This is a genomic window from Nocardia sp. NPDC058705, from assembly GCF_042749305.1.
Classification (GTDB): Bacteria; Actinomycetota; Actinomycetes; order Mycobacteriales; family Mycobacteriaceae; genus Nocardia.
On sequence record NZ_JBHYRN010000034.1, the window covers coordinates 41,464 to 60,753 of the forward strand.

Genomic DNA, 19,290 nt, shown 5'->3' on the forward strand with positions numbered 1-19,290 from the left:
ATCCTATATAGGTCAGATCCTATATTGCAATGATGGCCTCACTGCCAACCCGGGCGGACCAGCCCTGACTCGTAGGCGATGACTACGAGTTGGGTGCGGTCTCGGGCGGCCAGTTTGGTGAGGATTCGGCTGACGTGGGTGCGGGCGGTGGCGGGGGACATGTAGAGGCGGCTGCCTATTTCGGCGTTGGTGAGCCCTTCGGCTACCAGGGTCATCACCTCGCGTTCCCGGTCGGTGAGTTCGGCGAAGGCGGCGGGGGGTGGTTGCTTGGTGTGGGTGGCGAATTCGGCGAGGAGGCGGCGGGTGACGCCGGGGGAGAGGAGGGCGTCGCCCGCGGCTACTACGCGGACGGCGCGGAGCAGGTCGGCGGGTTCGGTGTGTTTGACCAGGAACCCGGCGGCACCGGCGCGGATCGCCTCGAAGACGTATTCGTCGAGTTCGAAGGTGGTGAGGACGACGACGCGGACCGCCGCGAGTTTCGGGTCGTCGGCGATCATGCGGGTGGCGGCGAGGCCGTCGACGATGGGCATGCGGATGTCCATCAGCACCACGTCGGGGACAAGCGCGCGGGTCATTCGCACGGCCTGCTCCCCGTTTTCGGCCTCGCCGATCACCTCGATATCGTCCTGGGCGTCCAGGAGAGCGACGAAACCGCCACGCACCAGCGCTTGATCGTCGGCGACCAGCAGTCGGATCTTCGCCGAACCTGCACCGATCGGCAGGTCGCCGTCATCGCCGGGGTTACTCATGCTGGGTCGCCGTTACGTGAACCACCCGCTGCCCGCTCACGCGCTGGCCTCCTTGCCGTTGGTGAGCTCGGAGCGTGCGCCTGCCGACCGCGAATCGCCCGACAAAGCCACCGGTCGAGCGGGCAATCTGGCCGCCACCCGGAACCCACCGGACGGTCGTGGCCCTGCGGTGAGCGCCCCGCCGAGCGCATGCGCGCGTTCCCGCATCCCGATGATCCCGTTGCCGCCGATCCCCGTTCGGACCGCCGTCCCGGTGGGCCGCGTGTTGTCGACGGTGATGTCGATGGATTCCGGCGTGTATCGCAAGGTGATCAGGGCTGTCGCGCCGGGCGCGTGCCGCACCACATTGGTGAGCGATTCCTGAATGATCCTCGCCGCCGCCACATCGATCACGCTCGGCAGCTTCTTGGGCATGCCGATGATCTTGGTGTCGACGTCGAGCCCGGTCGCGCGGGTGCGTTCGAGGAGGGTATCGAGGTCTTCGAGGGTGGGTGCGGGCGCCCGTGGGGCGGGCCGTGGCGGCACCGCGACCTCGTTCGAATCCGGCTCGGCAGCAGTGCTTTCAGGATATTCCGGTACGACGGTCGCACCGCTGCGGATCGCGTGAAGGAGCGTATGGACCTCGGTCAATGCCTCTTTGGACGTGGTCTTGATGGTGGCCAGTGCTGCCGCGGCCTGCTGCGGTTTGCGATCGAACAGTTCCAGCGCGACAGAGGACTGCACATTGATCAGCGAAAGACTGTGCGCGAGAACATCATGCAGCTCACGGGCGATAGCCAGCCGTTCCTCGGAAGCCGCCCTCGCCTGCTGGGCTTGCTCGTCACGCGCCGCGGCCTCGGCCCGCTGCTCACGCGCCAACACCACGGCCCGCCGCTGCCGCACCCCCTCAGCGATCCCGACCAGCACGCCCATCCACGCGAGCAACCCGAATATCTGCCACACATCGGAGTGCCGCCCGAGCAGTGCGGGCAACGGCCACACCATCAACAGATAGCCGAGAGCCACCACCGGGTATGTGCGCCAACGTGATCCGCTGACAGCGGCGGTGAGGAACGCGATGATCAGCGAAAGGAAGATCGGCCCGTAGCCGTAGTCGCGCAGCACATACGCCACCGCGGCGACGAACGCCACCAGCAATACCGGTTCGGGCAACACCCGCCGGAACCCGAGCGCGATCGGCCCGGCGAGCAGCAGCAGATACGCGAACGCATCCAACGACCGCACCCCGGTCTGACTCGCATTCGCACCGGAACTCGCCGCCAGCTGAATCACCGCGACGACCACCGCCAGGCCCCAGTCCCGCACGACCGAGCCACGCACCCACTTCGCAGACATGCCCACCTGCTCAACCCTATTGCGTGCACGCGCCCACCGCGTCGGCCTACACACGTATTTCCCGCGACTGCGCCTCGCGGCGTAGTGCCGAGCACGCCGCGCGACGGATGCCCGAGCACCCTCTGAGCGCGGATTCTGATTCCCATGAACGAATCGATCGTGGTCACCACCGAGTTGACCAAACGCTATGGCGAGCACCTCGCGGTGGACGCGGTGAGCATGCGGGTCGCGGCCGGGGAGATCTACGGATTCCTCGGACCCAACGGCGCGGGCAAAACCACCACGTTGCGCATGCTGGCCGGTCTCATCCGGCCCAGCTCGGGCACCGCGACCGTCCAGGGCCTGAGTCCCGGCGACCCGGAGGTATTGCGCCGGATCGGCGTGCTCATCGAGGGCCCCGGCTTCTACCCCTACCTGTCCGGTCGCGACAACCTGCGGGTCCTGGCCCGTTATCGCGGCCACAGCAACGCCGAGGTCGAGACGGCGCTGGAACGTGTCGGCCTTGCGGACCGGGCAGCCGACCGCTTCCGCACCTATTCGCTCGGCATGAAACAGCGCCTCGGCGTCGGCGCGGCCATGCTCGGCGACCCTGATCTGCTCATCCTCGACGAACCGACCAACGGCCTCGATCCGGCGGGGTTGGCCGAAATGCGCACACTCATCACCGATCTCGCCTTCGACGGGCACACCGTGCTGTTGTCGAGCCACCAGCTCACCGAGGTGCAGGAGATCTGCCACCGTGTCGGGGTGATCTCCGGTGGGCGGCTGCTCGCGGAATCGACAGTCGCCGAATTGCGCGGCACCGCAACTGTTCTGGTTCGTGCCGAACCCGTGGACGTGGCGCTCTACGCCGTGCGAACAGTCACCGATGCGCCTGTTCGGGCGGGCGCCGACGGCATAAGGGTCGAAACCAGCGCCGCGATGGCGCCGGATGTGGCACGCGCTGTCGTCGCGGCAGGCGCGGACCTGATCGAACTGCGGGTGGACGAGAGATCCCTGGAAGAAGTGTTCTTCGAGATGACGGCTGTGGAGGTAGCGAAATGAACGCCATGACAAGGGATCTCACCGCGAGTGTGCGCGCTGAAGCGCTGCGCCTCGGTCGCTGGCCCGCCTTCTGGATCGTCCTCGGCACCTGGATCCTGCTCAACCTGACCTTCGCCTACCTGTTCAACTACCTCGCCTACACCTCCGGCGAAAACGGGGCGATGTCGGACGGCCTGCCCCGCGATGTCCTGCTCGGCCAACTCATGCCCGCTGCGGTCCCCGAAGTGTTCACCCAGGGCATGTCGATGTTCGGGGGCGCGCTGGTGCTGATCCTCGGTGCTCTGGCCGTGGGAAGCGGATATGGCTGGGGCACTTGGAAAACCGTATTCACCCAGGGCCCGAGCCGAGCGATGGCGGTGGCGGGACTCCTTTTGACCCTGCTGGCAGTGGTCTTCGTGCTGGTCCTGGCCGCCTTCGCCGTCGATATCGGCATCGCCACGGTGATCGCCGCCAGCGAATCTCAGCCGATAACGATGCCTTCGCTGAACGACTCGACGATCGGAATCATCACCGGTACAGCCATTCTCGGCATGTGGACCCTCGCGGGCGCCCTCATCGGCGCAATCGCTCGCGGCCCGGCCTTGGCTGTCGGCCTCGGCCTGGTGTGGGTGTTGGTGGTGGAGAATCTGCTCCGCGGTGTGGCGGGCATCCTCGGCCCGATCGAAGCCGTCACCAACCTGATGCCCGGCACCGCCGCTGGTTCGGCAGCCGGCGCGATGCGTACGGTGGAGGGCCCGGCCAACCCTGGTGTCCTCGACATCCTCACCCGTGGTGAATCTTTCGCCCTGCTGGCTGTGTACGTGCTGACCTTCGCGGGCGGCACGATCTGGCTCATGACCCGCCGCGACCTCACCTGACTCGCGCGGAGATCGGCGGCAGGCCACAACGGTCTGCCGCTTCTTCGTGGCATGTCCGTGCAGGGCTACCAGGGCGGGCGGCGGGCGCATCTCCGCACCCGGCGTACCTGATTCGAGGAAGCGCCCCTGCGGCAATGTAGTTCGGTCGAGAAGCTAAGGCGCACTGAGTATTCGGTGAGCGAGAGTGGATAGACCGGCGATGATCTGCTCGGGCGAAAGTCCGCGGTCGCGCTGCTGGAGGTAGACCTCGGCGGCGAGCGGTGCGAGGACCGTATCCACCAGCGAATCAGGTTGTGGCACAACGGCCTCGACGAGCAGAGACCGCACGTGGACAGCCCAGAAGCCGTAAGCGCCGGTGGCGAAACGGGCACCCCCGGTCTCGGCGCCGAGCACGAGATGTGCGTGTGCGGTGAGCAATTCGATCATCGCCGCGTAGAAGGCGGCCAGCCGGTCGGCCGGGGGTGCGCCGGGGCCGAGTGGGGGTGCACCGCGCAGGAGCTGCTCCTGGAGGGCTCGTTCGTGCTCGTCGAGCAGGGCGACGGCGATGGAGTTGCGGTCGGGGTAGCGGCGGTAAAGGGTGCCGCGGCCGACGCCCGCCGCCCTGGCGATGTCGTCCATGGTGACCGTGCGTGGGTCGCGGGTCGCGAAGAGTTCGGCGGCCGCCGCCAGCACTTTCGCGCGATTGCGGGCCGCGTCGGTGCGCTCGGTAGGCGGTGACGCACCGCTGAGCAGGTCGGATCGGGGCTCCATGCTTCGACTCTAGCCCAGAAAAGAATATGTGGACACGATGTCCACTTGTGTTCTATCGTCGAGAAATCAGCAAACGGACATCATGTCCAGTTAGGGAAATGCCATGACACACCTGCTGCACCTCGACGCCAGCGCCCGCACCAACTCCCTCAGCCGCAAGCTCGGCGCCGAATTCGTCCAGGCCTGGCGCGCGGCGGAACCCCACGGCACCTACACCTATCGCGACCTTGCCGACGAGCCGACGCCGTTCATCGACGAAGGCTGGACCGAACTGTGCGACGCGGTCCTGGCCGCCGGGGCCACCGGCCTCGACCGACTCGCGGACCTGGCCGTCACGCCTGCGACACAAGCTGCCTGGCGGGTGGTCGAACCGCTGCTGGCGCAGGTGCTGGCCGCCGACGTGATCCTGATCGGCACACCGATGTACAACTACTCCATCCCCGCCGCCCTCAAGGCCTGGCTCGACCAGATCACCTTTCCGCGAATGTCATTGGGGCAGCGCAGGTTCGTCGTGGTCACGGCTCGTGGCGGCGCGTACTCGCCCGGCGCGCCCAAGGCCGCGTTCGACTACCAGGAACGCTTTCTGCGCGACTTCTTCGCCGGTCATTTCGCCGTCACCGACACGGTTTTCGTCAACGCCGAACTCGCCAATGCCGTCCAGGATCCGAACCTCGCCCACCTGCGCGACGCCCACGCGGCATCGCTTGCCGCCGCGCAGGCCGAAGTGCGGCTGCTCGCAAAGGAATACGTGCGATGAGCTGGATAGTGCTCGGCCTGGCCGGACTCGTCGAGATCGTGTGGTCGCAGACCATCAAACCCACCGAGAACTTCACCAGACTCGGTTCGACCCTGCTCTGCATCGCGCTCGGCTCCCTGGCCGTCTACCTGCTCTCGCGCGCGATGCAGACCCTCCCGGTCGGCACCGCCTACGCCGTATTCACCGGGATCGGTGCCGTCGGCGCGATCGGGCTCGGGGTGCTGGTGCACAAGGACCCGCTGAGTGCGGGGCGCGTGCTGGCACTGTCGCTGATCGTCGGTGGCATCGTGCTGGCGCGGGCCACCGCGACCGAATGAAGTGCGCGAGAGACGCTGTCGCACACCCGATGCGGCATTCGGCCGGTCAGGACCGGTAGAGTCGGCTGATGGACCAGCAAGTTCGCCCCCCGGACCTGTCCACGCGCCCGCACGAGCTCACCGTCGAGCGTGTGATGACAGCGCAGCCCAGCTTGCTCTACGCGGCCTGGACCCAAGGTCTCGACCTGTGGCTGGCGGTTCCCGGATCGGTCCTGATGCGCCCGGCCGTCAACGAGCCGCTCTACTTCGACACCGGCTCCGACGACAAACGTAACCCCCACTACGGCCGCATCCTGCTCCTGGAGCAGAACCGTCGGGTCGAGTTCACCTGGGTCACCGCCGCCACCGACGGCGTCGAAACGGTGGTCGCCGCCGAATTCCTCAAGCAGCCGCGCGGCATCCGCCTCCGCCTGCGCCACTGCGGGTTCCCGACCGCCGCGATTCGGGATCTACACCAGCAGGTCTGGCCCGACAAGCTTGAACGCCTCGACGAAGTCACCAGCAAGGTCTCCTGAGCGGGACCCCATCCGTCGACGCGCGAGTAGGTTCGTCACCGAACGCACCACACACGAATCGAAAGGATCGCGATGCCGACTCGTAGCGCACGCACACTCTGGTCAGGCGGACTGCAGGGCGGGTCCGGGCAGGTCGAACTGGTCAGCTCGGGGGTGGGCAAGTTCGATGTGAGCTTCCCGCGCCGAGTGGCCGACACGGCCGAGGGCACCAGCCCGGAGGAACTGATCGGGGCGGCGCATTCGTCGTGCTACTCGATGGCGCTGTCGGCCGAGATCGCCAATGCCGGTGGCACGCCGGAAAGCCTTGACGTGACCGCCGACGTCACGTTGGCGCCGGACCCGGCAGGCGGCTTCGGCATCAGCAAGATCAAGCTCACCGTGCGCGGACAGGTCTCGGGGCTCGACGCCGACGGGTTCGCCGCGGCGGCCCTCGCGGCCAAGAACGGTTGCCCGGTCAGCAAGGCTCTCACCGGGGTCGCCGAGATCGAGCTGGACGCGGCACTGGTCTGAACCGGCGCAATCACGCAAACGGCCGTCGCGGAATCGGAAAACTGATTCGCGGCGGCCGTTTTGCGTGATCACGCCGGTCAGCGCTGGGTGAACCAGCGATGCGCGGCCGGGGCGTACATGGCCGGAATCGCGATGACGACAGCCAGGATGTGCACCGCGCGGCAGCCGGCCAGCACGATCGAGCTCTCGGACATGCCGTCGAACAGGGTCGTGTAGTCGTCGGTGGACAACACGACCGCCAAGGGCTCGATGATCAGCGAGATCAGGCCGACCACGCCGATGCCGACGGTCAACACCGCGCGGGCAACGCGGCTGCCGTTGAGCATGTACAGCGCGACCCCGGCGACGGCCAGGTAGATGGCGAGCCGCGGTAGCAAACCCGTGGCGGTGGCGCCGAATTCTCCGCCGCCACGAACAGCGCGCAACAGTCCTTCCGCGACGCCCGCGGCCAGGGCGGTGAGGAGTCCGCCGAACGCGACATGCACGGCGCGGGGGCGGGTTTCGGAAACAAGAAAGGCAGTGCCGGTCATGCCACCGACACTGCCCGTCTCAGCTGCTCGCGAGGATCACCCTGCGGTAGGAACCTTGTCCACTACCGCAGTGCTACGCCGCGCGGCGAATTCGGTGAGCGCGGCGAACGCCAGCCCCAAACTCACCCACAGCGTGGTTGTTTGGGCCAGCGAGGCCACCCGGAAATTCCACAGCAGGGTGGCGGGGAAGTCGTCGGCCACCTCGTTCACGCCGGGCAGTAGCACGTAGCCGACCGTGGTGACCACGACGAACGCGCCGACCCCGGCGATGAGCCGCAGCGTGTCCGACGCGGCGAGCGCGCGGTAGGCGGCGACGGCTGCCGCGACGGCCAGCAGGCCCAGGACGACGGCCGCGACCCACAGCCAGGTGCGCTCGTTGATGGTTTCCGGATCACCCACCGCGGGCGGGTTGGCCGGATATTTGAAGAACGGCACCGCCACGATCGCCGCCCACGCGAGAACCGCTGCGGTCAACGACAATTGGGTCCCGGACAGTTTCGTGAACCGGCGTGCGACGTTGATCGCCGCCGCGAACAGCGCACCGAACGCCATGCCCGCCAAGCCGAGCGCGAGAAACTGTCCCGCCTTCTGACCCGACCGGCTGACCAACGCTTCTTCCCCGTGGGAATGCCCCTCGGCAGCATCGGGTGCGTGCGAATGCGCGGCGGAACCGGCTTCCTCGATGGCGATCGCGGCGTCCACCTGGGGCTCGCCGACGAAATAGCCCACTGTCGCGGCCAGCAGACCGGCGATCAAACCGGCCAGCAGGCCACGCAACAGCAGGGTCTTGAGTGATCCGATCAGTGGCACGGGACACCGAGCAGGTGACGTCCGTCGTGCATCAGCTCGTGCAGGAACATCCCGCTACGCGAGACGGCCCCCTGGTCGAAACCGACCAGGTACAAGGCGAGCAGTGCAAGAAGAACGACACCGACCGTGACGAGCACGGTTGCGAGGGTGTCGAGGCCGGTCGACCGGCTGGGTGAATGCGCGATAGCCATTCGAGTCCTCCTGTAGGGATACGCGTCCCACGGTTGAAGTGTGGTGCGAAGGTGCCGGTGTCTGGCTCTCCGGCACCGGTGACCCGGTACATGGATGACAGTGGCGCGACCGCTCCGGACTCACACCGGAATTACCGCGCACCCTCGCGGATGTTGCCTCGAACTGTGACAGCCCCGAGCCGTCCACGTCAATACGCGTATGCGCATGTCCAGCGGAAACGCCGCTGTCAGGCCTTCGCGGGCACGTCGAGGACGACCTCGAACTCGAGCAGCGAGGCACCCGTCGACACCGGCTTCGGACGCTCGCCGTCGCCACCGTTACCGGCGTGCGCCGCGCGGGCCGGACCGTCACGCCACGCGGCGAACGACTCCTCCGAATCCCATTGCGTCACCACGAAATACCGGTTGTCGCCGGCGACGGGGCGCAGCAACTGGAACCCGAGGAAACCGGGGGAGTTCTCCACCGCGCCCGCACGAGCGGCGAACCGCTTCTCCAACTCGGGGCCCGCACCCTCGGGAACTTCGATCGCATTGATCTTCACAACAGCCATAGGAGTGACAGTACTTTCCTCGGTAGCGACGAGTTGGGCGCGTAGGTCGCGCACCTTCTCGGCTGCCACCGGTGCGACCGCTCCCGGCGGGCACGCCTTCGTCGCGCCTCTGGTCGGTCCGGATCGTGGCGGACTCGCTTGCGGCGACGCGCCTTGGCGTCGGGCAGTATCGGTGGTGTGTTGTACGACGAAGGTGGGTCGGGTGTGCCGATCCTGCTGTTGCACGGGCTGATGGGCAGTGCGCGGACGTGGACCGATCAGGTGCCGTGGTTGCGTGGGTATGGGCACGTCTACGCCGTCGACGCGGCAGGACACGGGCGGCCGACGCCTCCGGAGCTCACCACCGAGGCGTTCGTGGCCGACCTGGCCGAGCGCACCGCCGCGATCACCGAGCCGATGGTGATCGTCGGGCATTCGATGGGGGCCATCCACGGCTGGGTGTTCGCGGCGACCTATCCCGAGCGGGTGCGTGCGATCGTCGTCGAGGACATCGCCCCCGATTTCACCGGCCGCACCGCCGCCCACTGGGCCGAATTGATCCACTCCTGGCCGCAACCGTTCGCCGACGAACAGGCCGTGCTCGACTACTTCGGCCCGGTCGCGGGCACCTATTTCCTGCGAGCGTTCACCGAGGCGGCCGACGGCTACCGCCTACACGGCGAGGTGGACACCTTCCGCGCGATCTCCGAAGAGTGGGGCACCCGCGACTTCTGGACCGAATGGAAGTCGCTGCAGGTGCCCGCGCTCCTGATCGAAGGCGAGCACACCATCACCCCACCGGGCCAGATGCGCACGATGGCCGAGGTGATTCCCGATGCGGAGTACGTGCGCATCGAAGACGCAGGGCACCTGGTACACGACGAACAGCCCGAGGCATACCGCGAACACGTCGGCCGGTTCCTGCATCGCGTGACGCGCTGAACCTACCCGGCAGCGCTTCCCTCGCCGGCGAGCGCGAACAGACCATCGTCGGTCTGCTCGATCAGTCCGTCGACCAGCAACGAATCCAGCGCCCGCGCACGTTGCCCCGGATCGCGCGTCCACGCCAGGTCGAGGCGGATCCGCTCGACCGGGCCCGACGCGTCGCGCAGGACATCGAGCAGCCGCCCGCGCGCCTGACGGTCGGTGCCCTCGTACTTCTGCACCTTGCGTGCGACCGCGGCGGCGGGTTTCCCGGCCTCCACCCATGCGCAGCGAGGCAGCGGGCAGCGGGCGCAGTCGGGATTGCGGGCCGTGCAGATCAGGGCGCCCAGTTCCATCAGGGCTGCCGAGAATTTCGCGGCTCGCGGCACCGGAACAGGCAGGAGGGCTTCGGTCTCGGCGAGATCGCGCGAGGACGGGTTGCCCGGTTCGCGACCGTGCACCGCCCGCGCGACCACGCGGCGAACGTTGGTGTCCACCACGGGAACTCGCTGCCCATAGGCGAAACAAGCCACCGCCCGAGCGGTGTACGCGCCGATCCCGGGAAGGCCCAGCAGCACGTCCACATCGGCGGGCACCACGTCGCCGTGTTCGGCCGCCAGCACCCGCGCACACTCGTGCAAGCGCAACGCCCGCCGCGGATACCCCAGCTTGCCCCACGCCCGCAGCACCTCCGCCTGCGAGGAAGCCGCCATCGCCGACGGCACCGGCCAGCGCGCCACCCACTCCCGCCAGATCGGCTCCACCCGGACCACCGGCGTCTGCTGCAGCATGATCTCGCTCATCAGGATGTGCCACGCGGTCGCGTCGGGCTCGCGCCACGGCAGCTCACGTGCCGTTTCGTCGAACCAGCTCAGCAGTGCTTCTGCGTCGATGCTCACCGTTGTCGTTCTTTCTGAGCCAGTCTCTCTTTGCCGACCCGTAACGCGCCAGACTCGCTGGTAACCACGGGCGTGTGCACAATGGTCGGTATGCCTGGTTCCAATCCGATAAGCGCCTGGAAGTCGCTGCGTGAAGGCAACGAGCGCTTCGTCAATGACACTCTGCAGCATCCTAGCCAGGGCGCTGCCGACCGAGCCAAACTCGTCGGGGGCCAAAACCCGCACGCGATCCTGTTCGGCTGCGGCGACTCCCGGGTCGCCGCCGAACTGATCTTCGACCAGGGCCTCGGCGACATGTTCGTCGTGCGCACCGCGGGTCACGTCGTGGACAGTTCGGTGCTCGGCTCGATCGAATACGGCGTCGAGGTGCTCAATGTGCCGCTGATCGTGGTCCTCGGTCACGACAGTTGTGGCGCCGTGAAGGCCACCATCGACGCGCTCGACGGCGGCGAGGTGCCCGGCGGGTTCATTCGCAGCGTGGTGGAGCGGGTGACTCCGTCGATCCTGGTCGGGCGTCGCGAGGGCCTCAGCACGGTCGACGAACTCGAGGCGCGGCATGTGGTGGAGACCAGCAAGCTGCTGATGCAGCGGTCGATGATCATCTCCCAGCGTGTCGCCACTGGTCAGTGCGCTATCGCCTGCGTCACCTACAAGCTCGAGGACGGCCGGGCGCAGCTGCGGCGCACCGTCGGCAATATCGGCGAGGTGGTCTGAACCGAGACCTGAGTCCCGGTTCGGCCCGGCGACACGCCGAGGTCATCGAGCGCGCCCCTGCGCGCTGCGCTTACCTTTGAGGTGTGCTGGAACCGAATGGACCGCTGTCACCGGAGATCTACTGGCGCCGCCGTGCACTCGCGATCGGCGTCATCATCGTCGCGCTCGCGATCGTGATCTGGCTCGTCACCATGGTCGCGCGCGGTGGCGACTCGGCCGGTGCGGACTCCGCGGCGGCGACTACCACCACGTCGGCGGAGTCGAGCGCGTCCACGACGAGCTCGACTCCGACCAGCTCCTCGACCACGCCGACCAGCGCGGCAGCGACGACCAGCGCCACCGACCAGCCCGCGGCGCAGCCGTGCCAGGATCAGTCGCTTGCGCTGAAGGTGACCGTCGGCCAGCCGACCTACAAGGTCGGTGACCAGCCCGCGTTCGGCACCGTGATCACCAATATCTCGTCCGCGGCCTGCGCACGCGACCTCGGCGCGGGCCCGCAGTTCCTCGTCTACACCCTCGACGGGCAGCGCAGGCTCTGGGCGAGCAACGACTGCAACGCCGACGACCCGCCGGAAACGAAGACGCTCAAGGCGGGTGAACAGCTGTCGTACAAGGGCACCTGGTTCGGCACCACTTCGCAGCCGCAGTGCGCGGGCGAGCGCCTTCAGGTGCCCGCGGGCGCGTACATGGTTGTCGCCCAGCTCGGCGCCGTTCGCAGTGCCGCGGAGCCGTTCAACCTCGTCGCGTGAGTGCCGGTCCCCGCGTGCGGGGATATTGTGCGGGTGCGCCGTTGGTCACATGTTCGAGTTGGGTCGATTTGCAGTGTTCGCAGAATCGGCCACGGCGTCAATCCACATTGGCGAGGAAATGATCGGCAGACGCGGATTCGGGTAGTTGCCGGAGTTATTCCACCGACACCACCTCGCGCGGTGCGCGGGATTTGCGGAGTTCGGCCAGACGCAGCGCCGAGCGCAGATCCCCGACCTCGTGGATCCGCATTGTGCCGGTCTTGGTTTTCTCCGAACCGGGCGGAACCAGCGCCGTGGTGAACCCCAACCGCTCGGCCTCGGCCAGCCGCCTGCCGAGCCCGGTGACCTTGCGAACCTCACCCGCCAGCCCGACTTCGCCGAGAATCACCCAGCCCGCGGGCAGGGCGACATCGGCCTCGGCGGACGCGATGGCCAAGGCGATGGCCAGGTCGGCGGTCGGCTCGAGCAGTCGCATCCCGCCGACGGTCGCCGCGTACACATCGTGCTTGCCGAGAAACACCCGCCCGCGGCTCTGCAGTACCGCGAGCACCATCGACACCCGGTTGTAGTCGAGCCCGCTCACGGCCCGGCGCGGCTGCGGAATCTCGGTCTTGACCGTGAGTCCCTGCACCTCGGCCACCAGCGGTCGTTTGCCGTCCATCGCGACGGTCACCGCGGTGCCGGAGACGGTGTCGGTGCGATGGTGCAGGAACAGTCCGGACGGATCGTCGACGCAGGCGATGCCGTCGTCGTGCAGTTCGAAGCAGCCCACCTCGTCGGCGCTGCCGAACCGGTTCTTGATGCCGCGCACCATCCGCAGCGACGAATTCTTGTCACCCTCGAACTGCAGCACCACGTCGACCAGGTGCTCGAGCGTGCGCGGACCCGCCACGTTCCCGTCCTTGGTGACGTGCCCGACCAGCAGCACCGCTATCCCGGTCGCCTTGGCCAGCGAGGTGAGCGCCGCGGTGACCGCGCGGACCTGGGTGACACCGCCGATCACGCCGTCCACCTCGGGCGCCAGCATGGTCTGCACCGAGTCCACCACCAGCAGCGTCGGCCGCACCTGCTCCACATGGCCGAGCACGATCGACAGATCCGATTCGGCCGCCAGATATACCCGGTCGTGCACCGCCCCGGTCCGATCGGCCCGCAACCGCACCTGCCCGGCGGATTCCTCCGCGGTCACATATAACGCGGTCTCCTCACGCGCCGCCGCCCACCGGAACGCGACCTCGAGCAACAGCGTCGACTTGCCCACTCCCGGCTCACCCGAGAGCAACACCACCGACCCCGGCACCACCCCGCCTCCGAGCACCCGATCGAGTTCGCTCACCCCCGTGGACCGCGCCTGCGTGACCTTGGCGTCGATCTGCGACAACGGCGCCGCGGCCGTACTCGGCAGCATGGCCCGCCGACCGGGCGCGGCGGCCGACGCCGAAACGGCCACCTCGGTCACCGTTCCCCATGCCCCACAATCAGGGCACTTACCCACCCACTTGGACACCTCGTGCGTGCACGCGGAGCACCGGAAGACTGCTTTGGTCTTGGCCACACGCGCACCCTACGGAGGTGTACCGACAAAAAGAGCCGCCGCGAAGTTCGCGACGGCTCTTTTCGGAAAGTGCCGGTCTCAGTGACCGCCCGCACCCGCGGGCGCCGGGCCGGACTTCTCGTTCTCGACGCGCTCGACAGCGGCGGCGTCGACGGGGACCGCAACCTGCACGGTGCCCGCGTCCTTGAAGTTGAAGGTGACGTTGTAGGTCAGGCCGGGGACGATGTCGGTGGCCAGGGTCGTGATCTCGATCGTGGCCGGGTTCTTGGCCGGGTCGATCGAGGGGGTGTCGCCCGCGGCGCTGGTCGGCGCGGCCGAGGTGGTGGTGGGCGCCACGGTGGTCGTCGGCGCGGCGTGGTGATCATCGGCCGCCGCGGGCTTGGCGGCAGCCGGTCCCACGACCACGGTCTGCTGCGGCTTCAGCACGAACTTGGTGTCGCCGGCGGGTCCGGTGATCTTGATCTGACCCAGATCGGTGCTCACGCTGGTGAGCTCGTCGGTGACGGTCTCGCTGCTGTTGATGATCGACAGCGCGATCACCGCCTTGCCGCCCTTGGCGTGCTCGGCGGTGGCCTCGGGGTACACGATGTGCACATTGCGCAGGGCGATGTCGCCGACGGAGGCGTGGTTGCCGTTGATCGCGGCGGCCTGCGACGAAGTCTGGGTGTGCTGGCCGGCACTGCAGCCGGTCAGGGCGATGCCCGCGGCAGCGGCGAGCGCGGCAACCGTCACCATGCGACGTCGCGCCGGCGGGGCGGTCACAGCTTTCAGGGCAGTCACGGTTTGTCCTCCATGTCGACCGGGCTCACTCCGCCCACAGGGGATCGGAGGTGTAGTAACTAGGCAGCGTAGTAGTTGACTTCGCGCGGGTGTCGTTCGGGCTCGCGACGCGCGGGCGCGGAAGTAACAGTTCGGTGTCTCGAGCGGGTTTGCCGAATCGATGCCGGACTTCCGATGTGCGATAACCGGGCCCTGTGCTGGTGGTTAACCCGTTCTGCCACAACACAATGCACAACAATTCTGGATTGTCAACCCCAGCGGGAGCCTCGTTGTGGCCCTGACCTGCACAGTTGATCGCGCCGTTATCGAGTCGCATGTTAAACTGTGAACATCGAAAGGGGCACGGGACACATGATTTTTAAGGTCGGAGACACCGTCGTTTACCCCCACCACGGAGCGGCGCTGATCGAAGCAATCGAGACCCGCACCATCAAGGGTGTGCAGAAAGAGTATCTGGTCCTGAAGGTCGCGCAAGGCGACCTGACTGTTCGGGTTCCCGCAGAGAACGCTGAATACGTCGGCGTCCGCGACGTCGTCGGGCAGGAAGGTCTCGACCGCGTCTTCCAGGTGCTGCGCGCGCCACACACGGAGGAGCCGACCAACTGGTCCCGCCGTTACAAGGCCAACCTCGAGAAGCTCGCCTCCGGCGATGTGAACAAGGTGGCCGAAGTGGTTCGTGACCTGTGGCGTCGTGAGCAGGACCGCGGCCTGTCCGCCGGTGAGAAGCGAATGCTTGCCAAGGCTCGTCAGATTCTCGTCGGTGAGCTCGCGCTCGCCGAGGGCACCGACGACGGCAAGGCCGAATCGCTGCTCGACGAGGTTCTCGCAGCGGCTTCCTAGAAAACAATTCAAAGTGCGACCTGTCGTAGCACTGGTCCCTGCCGCCGGTCGTGGCGTGCGTCTGGGTGAACCCACCCCGAAGGCGTTCGTCCCGGTCGGCGGCAAACCTATGGTCCGGTTGGCCGTCGACGGGCTGATCGCGTCCGGTGCGGTGCACCGGGTTGTCGTGGTCGTTCCCGCCGAACTGGTCGACGCGGCCACCTCTCTGCTGTCCGACACCACCTCGCTGACCGGCGGTTCGATGCCCCCTGTGCCGGTGCAGGTGGTGGTCGGCGGTGCCGAACGTACCGATTCGGTCCGCGCGGGCATCGCCGCCGCGCCCGACGCCGCGTTCTACCTCGTGCACGACGCGGCCCGCGCGCTCACGCCGCCTGCGCTGATCGCGCGAGTGGCCGCCGAGCTGCAGGCAGGCAGTCCGGCCGTCGTCCCCGCACTGCCCGTCGTCGACACCGTCAAATCGGTCGACGACGCGGGCATCGTCACCGGGACCCCCGATCGCGCCCACCTGCGCGCCATCCAGACACCCCAGGGCTTCGACGCCGACCTCCTCCGCCGCGCCTACGCCACCGACGTCGGCGCGACCGACGACGCGGGCCTGGTCGAACGGCTCGGCGTCGCCGTACAAACCGTCGCGGGCGACCCCTTGGCCTTCAAGATCACCACCCCCCTCGACCTCCGCTTGGCCGAAGCGCTCCTCGCCGACGGAATCGCCGCGCCGCGCCGCGCCGAGCAGCTGGCCGCCGACCCGGCTCCGGCCGTCGCGACTTCCGCTGACGTCGGGCAGCCCACTGTCGCAGCGCCCGCCGTGTCCCAGGCGGTTGCCCGATGAGAGTCGGAATCGGCAGCGACGTCCACCCCATCGAGCCGGGTCGCCCCTGCTGGATGGCCGGTCTGTTGTTCCCGGATGCCGACGGCTGCGCGGGCCACTCCGACGGTGACGTCGCCGCCCACGCCCTCTGCGACGCCCTCCTCTCCGCCGCAGGTCTCGGCGACGTAGGCGCGGTCTTCGGCGTCGGCCGCCCCGAATGGGCCGGTGTCACCGGCGCCGCCATGCTCACCGAGGTCCGCAGGCTGCTGGCCGAAGACGGCTTCGAAGTCGTGAACGCTGCCGTGCAGGTCATCGGCAATCGCCCGAAGATCGGTCCCCGCCGCGCCGAGGCGCAAAAAGTGCTCGGTGAGCTGCTCGATGCCCCTGTTTCGGTGTCCGGCACCACGACGGACGGGCTCGGCCTGACCGGTCGTGGCGAGGGCATCGCCGCCATCGCCACCTGTCTGATCGCGGCGTGTTCGTAGCCCTCACGGGCCATGAATAGTTCCTGCCGCGCTTTCACCTTTTCGCCGATTCGATCAGCCGTCGCAACAAGCACGGCGCCACGAACCGGCCGGTCAACCCCACTCTCATCCCACCGACTAGGATCGAATGCCGTGACCTTGCGCCTTTTTGACACCGACACGCGAACCATGCGGGAATTCACCCCGCTGGTCCCCGGCCGTGCCTCGGTGTACCTGTGTGGGGCCACCGTGCAGGGTCAGCCCCATATCGGTCACGTCCGCAGCGGCGTCGCCTTCGACGTGCTGCGCCGCTGGTTGCTCGCGCACGACTTCGACGTGCAGTTCATCCGCAATGTCACCGATATCGACGACAAGATCCTGAACAAGGCCGCCGAAGCGGGCAGGCCGTGGTGGGAATGGGCCGCCACCCACGAGCGCGCTTTCGACAAGGCCTACGAAACCCTCGGCGTGCTGCCGCCCTCGGCCGAACCGCGCGCCACCGGCCACATCACCCAGATGGTCGACCTGATGCAGCGCCTGATCGAGCGCGGCCACGCCTATGCCGCCGACGGCGACGTCTATTTCGATGTGATGAGCTGGCCGAATTACGGCGAGCTGTCCGGACACCGCCTCGACGACGTGCACCAGGGCGAAACCCCCACCCGCTGCAAACGTGACCCGCGCGACTTCACCCTGTGGAAAGCCGCAAAGCCCGGCGAGCCGAGCTGGCCTTCGCCGTGGGGTCCCGGTCGTCCCGGTTGGCACCTGGAATGCTCGGCGATGGCCGAGTTCTACCTCGGCCCGGAATTCGATATCCATTGCGGTGGAATGGATTTGATCTTCCCGCACCACGAGAACGAGATCGCCCAGTCGAAAGCGGCAGGCGACGGTTTCGCGCGTTACTGGCTGCACAACGGCTGGGTGACGATGGGTGGGGAGAAAATGTCGAAGTCGCTCGGCAACGTGCTGTCGGTGCCGAATGTTCTCACTCGGGTGCGCCCGGTAGAATTGCGTTTCTACTTGGGCAGCGCGCATTACCGCTCGATGCTCGAATACTCAGACAAGGCACTCGACGACGCGGTCGCCTCGTATCAGCGCATCGAAGCTTTCGTGCAACGCGTGCTGGACCGGGCGGGCGAGGTGCCCGTCGGTAAATGGACCGACGGATTCGCCGCCGCGATCGATGACGATCTGGCAGTCCCGAAGGCTCTCGCCGAAATTCACCACGTGGTGCACGAGGGCAATCGGGCGCTGGAAGCGGGTGCGGTCGAGACCGCGGTCGAACTGGCCGGTCAGGTGCGGGCGATGCTGGGAATTCTCGGTGTCGACCCGCTCGACGAACAGTGGTACACCCCCGCCGACAATTCGGCGGCGATCGACGCGCTCGACGTGCTGGTTCGCACGGAGCTGGATCGCCGGGCGAACGCGCGGGCCGAGAAGAACTGGGCAGAAGCCGATGCCGCACGGGATCGGCTCATCGCCGCGGGTATCGAGGTCACCGACACCCCGCAGGGGCCGGAATGGTCGCTGGGCGCATCTAGCGGAAAGGCGAACTGATGGCAGGCAATTCACAGCGACGCGGAGCAGTACGTAAGGGCGGCACCAAGAAGGGGCAGGTCGCTGGTTCCGGCGGCAAGCACCGTCGTGGGCTCGAGGGCCGGGGCGCGACCCCGCCCGCCGCCGCGCGTACCAAGCACCCCGCCGCGAAGCGGGCCAGAGCGGCCGAGAAGGCCAAAGCCAATGCGGCACAGGGTCGTCCGACCGGCAAGTCCGGTGTGCCGCGCGTCGGTCGCAAGTCCGACGAGGGTCCCGAGTTGGTGCTCGGCCGCAACCCCGTGCTCGAGTGCCTGCGTGCCGACGTGCCCGCGACCGCCCTGTTCGTGGCGGTCGGCACCGAGAACGACGACCGCCTGTCGGAGAGCGTGCAGCGTGCCGCCGACCTCGGTATCTCCATCCTCGAGGTGCCCCGCACCGATCTGGATCGGTTGAGCGCCAACGGAATGCACCAGGGCGTGGCCCTGCAGGTGCCGCCGTACCGCTACGCCCATCCCGACGATCTGATGGACCGGGTGAAGTCGACGGCCGAGCCCGCCCTGCTGGTGGCGCTCGACAACATCACCGACCCGCGCAACCTCGGCGCCGTCATCCGCTCGGTGTCCGCGTTCGGCGGTCAGGGTGTGGTGATCCCGCAGCGTCGCAGTGCGAGCGTCACCGCGGTGGCCTGGCGTACCAGTGCGGGCGCTGCTGCTCGGCTGCCGGTCGCCAAGGCGACCAATCTGACTCGCACACTGAAGGATTGGGCCTCGCAGGGCATCCAGATCGTCGGCCTCGATGCCGAGGGCGACACCACCCTCGACGACTTCGACGGTAGCGTGCCGACGGTCGTGGTCGTGGGTTCGGAGGGCAAGGGGCTGTCGCGTCTGGTTCGCGAGACCTGTGATTCGATTCTGAGTATTCCGATGGCGGGTCCGGTCGAGTCTTTGAACGCCTCGGTCGCGGCAGGGGTTGTTTTGGCCGATATTGCTCGGCAGCGTCGGTTGGGTTGAGGCGTCGATTCTGGGTTTGAGTAGTCCCAGATGGTTTGACGCTGTGTTTATTGGAGCGCTGGCGCGCTCGAGCGCGGCCCCTGGGGGGCCGCGAGTTAGCCGCCGTTGCTGGAGGC

Annotated in this window: 23 protein-coding genes and 1 pseudogene; 14 read left to right on the forward strand and 10 right to left on the reverse strand. The window is 67.7% G+C overall.

Annotated features, from left to right (window positions below):
- Nucleotides 1-38 precede the first annotated feature (38 nt).
- Together ACFW6D_RS28345 and ACFW6D_RS28350 are read right to left on the reverse strand one after the other, a co-directional pair.
- On the reverse strand, nucleotides 39-749 hold the full coding sequence (locus ACFW6D_RS28345) for a response regulator (RefSeq protein ID WP_379333083.1): 711 nt from the start codon (nucleotides 747-749) through the stop codon (nucleotides 39-41).
- Nucleotides 750-785: 36 nt separating this feature from the next.
- Nucleotides 786-2,084, reverse strand: coding sequence for a sensor histidine kinase (locus ACFW6D_RS28350; protein ID WP_379333085.1), 1,299 nt, complete (start codon nucleotides 2,082-2,084; stop codon nucleotides 786-788).
- A 144-nt stretch (nucleotides 2,085-2,228) separates the two neighbouring features.
- Between ACFW6D_RS28350 and ACFW6D_RS28355 the strand changes: the two genes are divergently transcribed.
- Together ACFW6D_RS28355 and ACFW6D_RS28360 are read left to right on the forward strand one after the other, a co-directional pair.
- Nucleotides 2,229-3,128 (forward strand): ABC transporter ATP-binding protein, encoded by a 900-nt coding sequence (locus ACFW6D_RS28355; protein WP_379333087.1) that lies wholly within the window; start codon nucleotides 2,229-2,231, stop codon nucleotides 3,126-3,128.
- Complete coding sequence (locus ACFW6D_RS28360) at nucleotides 3,125-3,985, forward strand: ABC transporter permease (RefSeq protein ID WP_379333089.1); 861 nt, start codon at nucleotides 3,125-3,127, stop codon at nucleotides 3,983-3,985. Before ACFW6D_RS28355 ends, ACFW6D_RS28360 begins: the two co-directional genes overlap by 4 nt.
- A 153-nt stretch (nucleotides 3,986-4,138) precedes the next feature.
- Here the strand turns inward: ACFW6D_RS28360 and ACFW6D_RS28365 are convergent, their stop codons facing one another.
- The gene (locus ACFW6D_RS28365; RefSeq protein WP_379333091.1) at nucleotides 4,139-4,735 is read right to left on the reverse strand and encodes a TetR/AcrR family transcriptional regulator; all 597 of its coding nucleotides are present in this window, start codon (nucleotides 4,733-4,735) and stop codon (nucleotides 4,139-4,141) included.
- Between the two features lie 103 nt (nucleotides 4,736-4,838).
- Here ACFW6D_RS28365 and ACFW6D_RS28370 point away from each other — a divergent pair, with 103 nt between their 5' ends.
- From ACFW6D_RS28370 to ACFW6D_RS28385, 4 genes are all read left to right on the forward strand, one after another.
- The gene (locus ACFW6D_RS28370; protein WP_379333093.1) at nucleotides 4,839-5,492 is read left to right on the forward strand and encodes an FMN-dependent NADH-azoreductase; all 654 of its coding nucleotides are present in this window, start codon (nucleotides 4,839-4,841) and stop codon (nucleotides 5,490-5,492) included.
- Nucleotides 5,489-5,809, forward strand: a complete 321-nt coding sequence (locus ACFW6D_RS28375) for a DMT family transporter (protein ID WP_379333094.1) — start codon at nucleotides 5,489-5,491, stop codon at nucleotides 5,807-5,809. The genes ACFW6D_RS28370 and ACFW6D_RS28375 overlap by 4 nt, the downstream gene beginning before the upstream one ends.
- 68 nt (nucleotides 5,810-5,877) lie before the next feature.
- Nucleotides 5,878-6,324 carry an SRPBCC domain-containing protein gene (locus ACFW6D_RS28380; RefSeq protein ID WP_379333096.1) on the forward strand — a complete coding sequence of 149 codons (447 nt, stop codon included), beginning with the start codon at nucleotides 5,878-5,880 and terminating at the stop codon, nucleotides 6,322-6,324.
- Between the two features lie 72 nt (nucleotides 6,325-6,396).
- Nucleotides 6,397-6,834: an OsmC family peroxiredoxin gene (locus ACFW6D_RS28385; RefSeq protein ID WP_379333098.1), complete on the forward strand. Its 438-nt coding sequence runs from the start codon at nucleotides 6,397-6,399 to the stop codon at nucleotides 6,832-6,834.
- Nucleotides 6,835-6,911: 77 nt separating this feature from the next.
- Here ACFW6D_RS28385 and ACFW6D_RS28390 read toward each other — a convergent pair whose 3' ends face one another.
- The 4 genes from ACFW6D_RS28390 to ACFW6D_RS28405 all read right to left on the reverse strand — a co-directional run bounded on the left by ACFW6D_RS28390 (nucleotide 6,912) and on the right by ACFW6D_RS28405 (nucleotide 8,916).
- Entirely contained in the window at nucleotides 6,912-7,364 is a 453-nt protein-coding gene (locus tag ACFW6D_RS28390) for a hypothetical protein (protein WP_379333100.1), read from the reverse strand.
- Between the two features lie 36 nt (nucleotides 7,365-7,400).
- Complete coding sequence (locus ACFW6D_RS28395; RefSeq protein WP_379333102.1) at nucleotides 7,401-8,174, reverse strand: CbtA family protein; 774 nt, start codon at nucleotides 8,172-8,174, stop codon at nucleotides 7,401-7,403.
- Complete coding sequence (locus tag ACFW6D_RS28400; RefSeq protein ID WP_019044677.1) at nucleotides 8,165-8,365, reverse strand: CbtB-domain containing protein; 201 nt, start codon at nucleotides 8,363-8,365, stop codon at nucleotides 8,165-8,167. The genes ACFW6D_RS28395 and ACFW6D_RS28400 overlap by 10 nt, the downstream gene beginning before the upstream one ends.
- A 227-nt stretch (nucleotides 8,366-8,592) precedes the next feature.
- A complete protein-coding gene (locus tag ACFW6D_RS28405; RefSeq protein ID WP_101464713.1) occupies nucleotides 8,593-8,916 on the reverse strand; it encodes an antibiotic biosynthesis monooxygenase in 324 nt (107 codons plus the stop codon).
- Nucleotides 8,917-9,093: 177 nt separating this feature from the next.
- Between ACFW6D_RS28405 and ACFW6D_RS28410 the strand changes: the two genes are divergently transcribed.
- Nucleotides 9,094-9,837, forward strand: coding sequence for an alpha/beta fold hydrolase (locus ACFW6D_RS28410; protein WP_379333104.1), 744 nt, complete (start codon nucleotides 9,094-9,096; stop codon nucleotides 9,835-9,837).
- Nucleotides 9,838-9,839: 2 nt separating this feature from the next.
- Here ACFW6D_RS28410 and ACFW6D_RS28415 read toward each other — a convergent pair whose 3' ends face one another.
- Entirely contained in the window at nucleotides 9,840-10,718 is an 879-nt protein-coding gene (locus tag ACFW6D_RS28415; RefSeq protein ID WP_379333105.1) for an A/G-specific adenine glycosylase, read from the reverse strand.
- Nucleotides 10,719-10,808: 90 nt separating this feature from the next.
- Between ACFW6D_RS28415 and ACFW6D_RS28420 the strand changes: the two genes are divergently transcribed.
- Together ACFW6D_RS28420 and ACFW6D_RS28425 are read left to right on the forward strand one after the other, a co-directional pair.
- Nucleotides 10,809-11,432 (forward strand): carbonic anhydrase, encoded by a 624-nt coding sequence (locus tag ACFW6D_RS28420; RefSeq protein ID WP_379333107.1) that lies wholly within the window; start codon nucleotides 10,809-10,811, stop codon nucleotides 11,430-11,432.
- Between the two features lie 83 nt (nucleotides 11,433-11,515).
- Complete coding sequence (locus tag ACFW6D_RS28425) at nucleotides 11,516-12,181, forward strand: hypothetical protein (protein ID WP_379333109.1); 666 nt, start codon at nucleotides 11,516-11,518, stop codon at nucleotides 12,179-12,181.
- Between the two features lie 154 nt (nucleotides 12,182-12,335).
- Here ACFW6D_RS28425 and radA read toward each other — a convergent pair whose 3' ends face one another.
- On the reverse strand, nucleotides 12,336-13,736 hold the full coding sequence (gene radA, locus ACFW6D_RS28430; RefSeq protein ID WP_379333111.1) for a DNA repair protein RadA: 1,401 nt from the start codon (nucleotides 13,734-13,736) through the stop codon (nucleotides 12,336-12,338).
- 78 nt (nucleotides 13,737-13,814) lie between these two features.
- Entirely contained in the window at nucleotides 13,815-14,516 is a 702-nt protein-coding gene (locus ACFW6D_RS28435) for a hypothetical protein (RefSeq protein ID WP_379333113.1), read from the reverse strand.
- Between the two features lie 351 nt (nucleotides 14,517-14,867).
- Between ACFW6D_RS28435 and carD the strand changes: the two genes are divergently transcribed.
- From carD to rlmB, 5 genes and pseudogenes are all read left to right on the forward strand, one after another.
- Nucleotides 14,868-15,356: an RNA polymerase-binding transcription factor CarD gene (carD, locus tag ACFW6D_RS28440; RefSeq protein ID WP_019044685.1), complete on the forward strand. Its 489-nt coding sequence runs from the start codon at nucleotides 14,868-14,870 to the stop codon at nucleotides 15,354-15,356.
- Between the two features lie 13 nt (nucleotides 15,357-15,369).
- Nucleotides 15,370-16,062, forward strand: a pseudogene (gene ispD / locus ACFW6D_RS28445) (2-C-methyl-D-erythritol 4-phosphate cytidylyltransferase); the annotation flags it as partial.
- Nucleotides 16,063-16,181: 119 nt separating this feature from the next.
- Nucleotides 16,182-16,649: a 2-C-methyl-D-erythritol 2,4-cyclodiphosphate synthase gene (ispF, locus tag ACFW6D_RS28450; RefSeq protein ID WP_379333115.1), complete on the forward strand. Its 468-nt coding sequence runs from the start codon at nucleotides 16,182-16,184 to the stop codon at nucleotides 16,647-16,649.
- Between the two features lie 132 nt (nucleotides 16,650-16,781).
- On the forward strand, nucleotides 16,782-18,185 hold the full coding sequence (gene cysS / locus ACFW6D_RS28455; protein WP_379333117.1) for a cysteine--tRNA ligase: 1,404 nt from the start codon (nucleotides 16,782-16,784) through the stop codon (nucleotides 18,183-18,185).
- A complete protein-coding gene (rlmB, locus tag ACFW6D_RS28460) occupies nucleotides 18,185-19,174 on the forward strand; it encodes a 23S rRNA (guanosine(2251)-2'-O)-methyltransferase RlmB (RefSeq protein WP_379333119.1) in 990 nt (329 codons plus the stop codon). The genes cysS and rlmB overlap by 1 nt, the downstream gene beginning before the upstream one ends.
- Nucleotides 19,175-19,290 lie beyond the last annotated feature (116 nt).